Here is a 2,932-nt window from a genome sequence, read left to right as displayed (position 1 = left end):
AGCTCCAGCGCCTCGTCCTGGTCGTGGGTGACGAAGATCGTGGTCTGGCCGGTGCGGTCGTGGATCTCGCGCAGCCACCGCCGCAGGTCTTTTCGGACTTGCGCGTCCAGCGCGCCGAACGGCTCGTCGAGCAACAGCACGCGCGGCTCGACCGCCAGCGCGCGGGCGAGCGCGATGCGCTGGCGCTGGCCGCCCGAGAGCTGCGACGGGTAGCGGTCGGCAAAGCCCGAGAGCTTGATCAGGTCCAGCAACTCGCCGACACGGCGGCGGATCTCGGGCGGCGACGGGCGCTCGCTGCGCCGCCGCGCGTTGAGCCCGTAGGCGATGTTGTCGGCCACGCTCATGTGCTTGAACAGGGCGTAATGCTGGAACACGAAGCCGACCGCGCGCTGCTGCACCGGCAGGAAGGTGGCATCATCCCCGCCGAACAGGATGCGGCCGCGGTCGGGCGCATCGAGGCCGGCGATGATGCGCAGCAGCGTCGTCTTGCCCGAGCCCGAGGGGCCGAGCAGACCCAAGAGTTCGCCTGCGCGCACGTCGAGGTCGAAATCGTGGAGCACGGCTGCCGTGTCGAAGGTCTTGGACAGGCCCTCGACGCGGATCGCCGTGGAATTGGCGCTAATGCCGTGCCCGCGACCCGAGCTCCTCGCCGTAGCGCCATTCGAGGAGGGACTTGAGGACGAGGGTGACGAGGGCGAGACCGGCGAGGAGCGAAGCGACGGCGAAGGCGGCGACGAAGTTGTACTCATTGTAGAGGATCTCCACGTGGAGCGGGATGGTGGTGGTCAGCCCGCGGATGTGGCCCGACACCACCGCGACCGCGCCGAATTCGCCCATCGCGCGGGCGTTGCAGAGCAGCACGCTGTAGAGCAGCCCCCAGCGGATGTTGGGCAGCGTCACCGTGCGGAAGACGTGCAGGCCGGTGGCGCCCAGCGTCAGCGCCGCTTCCTCCTCGGCGGTGCCCTGCTCCTGCATCAGCGGGATCAGTTCGCGCGCCACGAACGGGAAGGTCACGAAGATCGTCGCCAGCACGATCCCCGGCAGCGCGAACAGGATCTGGACCCCGTGCGTCTGCAGCCAGCCGCCGAACAGGCCCTGCGAGCCGAACAGAAGCACGTAGATCAGCCCCGACACCACCGGCGAGACCGAGAACGGCAGGTCGATCAGCGTGATGAGCAGGCTTTTGCCCGCGAACTCGAACTTGGCGATGGCCCAGGAGGCGGCGATCCCGAACACGAGGTTGAACGGCACGGCGATGGCCGCCACCGTCAGGGTCAGGCGGATCGCGGCCCAGGCGTCGGGCTCGGCGAACGCGTCGAGGTAGGCGCCGACGCCGCGGGCGAAGGCCTGGGCGAACACCGTGATCAGCGGCAGCACGAGGAACAGGGCCAGGAACACGATCGCGGCGGCGATCAGGACCGAGCGCACGAGGCGGCCCTCCGACACCGCGCTTGGTGATCGCGCGGCGTGGCCTGCGGCAAAGGTCGGGGCGACCACCTCAGACATAACCGAACCTCCGCCGGCTCCAGGCCTGGATCAGGTTGATGGCGAGCAGCGTCAGGAACGAGATCCCGAGCATGATCGTGGCGATGGCGGCCGCCCCGCCGTAGTCGAACTCGGCGAGCTTGATGACGATCAGCAGCGGCGCGATCTCGGAGACGTAGGGGAGGTTGCCGGCGATGAAGATGATGGAGCCGTATTCCCCCACGCCGCGGGCGAAGGCCAGCGCGAAGCCGGTGAGCACCGCCGGGATCAGCGGCGGCAGCACCACCCGCGTCAGGGTGCCGAACCGCGTGGCCCCCAGCGTCGCCGAGGCCTCCTCGACCTCCCTGTCGATCTCGGAGATCAGCGGCTGGACGGTCCGCACCGCGAAGGGCAGGCCGATGAACACCATGGCGATGAAGATGCCGACCGGCGTGTAGGCCACCTGGATGCCGAGCTTTGCCAGTTGCGCGCCCACGAGGCCGTTGGGGGCGTAGAGCGAGGCGAGCGCGATGCCGGCCACCGCCGTCGGCAGGGCGAAGGGCAGGTCGACCGCCGCATCGACGAGCCGGCTGCCGGGGAAGCGGTAGCGGGTCAGCACCCAGGCGACGAGGAAGCCGAACACAGAGGCCGTAAGCGCCGACAGCAGCGAGACGCCGAAGCTGATCCTGAGCGCGCTCGCCACCCGCGGGTCGGTGGCGACATGCCAGATCCCCGAGAGCCCGAGCCCGGAGGCCTTGGCGACCAGCGCGGCCAGCGGCAGCAGCACCACCAGACCGAGGCAGGTGAGCGCGTAGCCGAAGGTGAGCCCGAAGCCGGGGAGCACGCTGGGCTTGCGGAAGGTCCGCTTGGGGCGGGGTGGTGCGGTCATCGCGTGTCCTCGGGAACGACCCTCTACCGTTGCAGCGCGTCTCCCTCTCCCCCCAACTGATCCCGGGTTTGCCCGAGATCGGCACGTCCTCCGCACAGGTCGGGCAAGCCCGACTCGTGTGGGGAAGGGGGGAGGGGAAGACCCTGCTGCTTACCGCCCCGCCTGGCTCAACCGGTCGAACAGGCCGCCGGTATCGAAGTTCTTCGCCTGGATGTCGTCCCAGCCGCCCTGGAGATCCTCGATCCTGAACAGCTTGATCTCGGGCAGGAGCTTGAGGTCGGCCTCGGCCGCGGCCTCGCGTTTCAGCGGGCGGTAATGGTGCTTGGCGAAGATGGCCTGCGCCTTGTCGGTGTAGAGGAAGGCGAGGTAGGCCTCGGCCTGCTTGCGGGTGCCCTTCCGGTCGACGTTGACGTCGACGAGCGCCACCGGCGGCTCGGCGTAGATCGAGGTCGGCGGCACGACGATGTCGAACTTGTCCGCGCCGAATTCCTGCAGCACCAGGAACGCCTCGTTCTCCCATGTCGGCAGCACGTCGCCGAGGCCGCGCTGCGCGAAGGTGACGGTGGAGCCGCGCGCGCC

The 2,932-nt window shown here is 69.4% G+C and carries 4 protein-coding genes; all 4 read right to left on the bottom strand.

Going from position 1 to position 2,932, the window contains the following annotated elements:
* A partial coding sequence (locus tag ACFE86_RS22205) for a sulfate/molybdate ABC transporter ATP-binding protein (protein ID WP_375457476.1) occupies window positions 1–560 on the bottom strand: 560 nt, incomplete at its 3' end.
* Between the two features lie 58 nt (window positions 561–618).
* The gene (cysW, locus tag ACFE86_RS22200; RefSeq protein ID WP_375457475.1) at window positions 619–1,506 is read right to left on the bottom strand and encodes a sulfate ABC transporter permease subunit CysW; all 888 of its coding nucleotides are present in this window, start codon (window positions 1,504–1,506) and stop codon (window positions 619–621) included.
* A complete protein-coding gene (cysT, locus tag ACFE86_RS22195; protein WP_375457474.1) occupies window positions 1,499–2,353 on the bottom strand; it encodes a sulfate ABC transporter permease subunit CysT in 855 nt (284 codons plus the stop codon). Before cysT ends, cysW begins: the two co-directional genes overlap by 8 nt.
* Before the next feature lie 150 nt (window positions 2,354–2,503).
* On the bottom strand, window positions 2,504–2,932 hold a 429-nt coding region (locus tag ACFE86_RS22190), incomplete at its 5' end, for a substrate-binding domain-containing protein (protein WP_375457473.1).

Source organism: uncultured Methylobacterium sp. (genome assembly GCF_964244095.1).
In the GTDB taxonomy this organism is placed as follows: domain Bacteria; phylum Pseudomonadota; class Alphaproteobacteria; order Rhizobiales; family Beijerinckiaceae; genus Methylobacterium.
This window is presented reverse-complemented; position numbering and strand designations above follow the sequence as displayed.

Bases quoted from the DNA above. Each gene is read 5' to 3' on its own strand.
- cysW (WP_375457475.1), bottom strand. From the start codon at position 1,506: ATGTCTGAGGTGGTCGCCCCGACCTTTGCCGCAGGCCACGCCGCGCGA.
- cysT (WP_375457474.1), bottom strand. From the start codon at position 2,353: ATGACCGCACCACCCCGCCCCAAGCGGACCTTCCGCAAGCCCAGCGTG.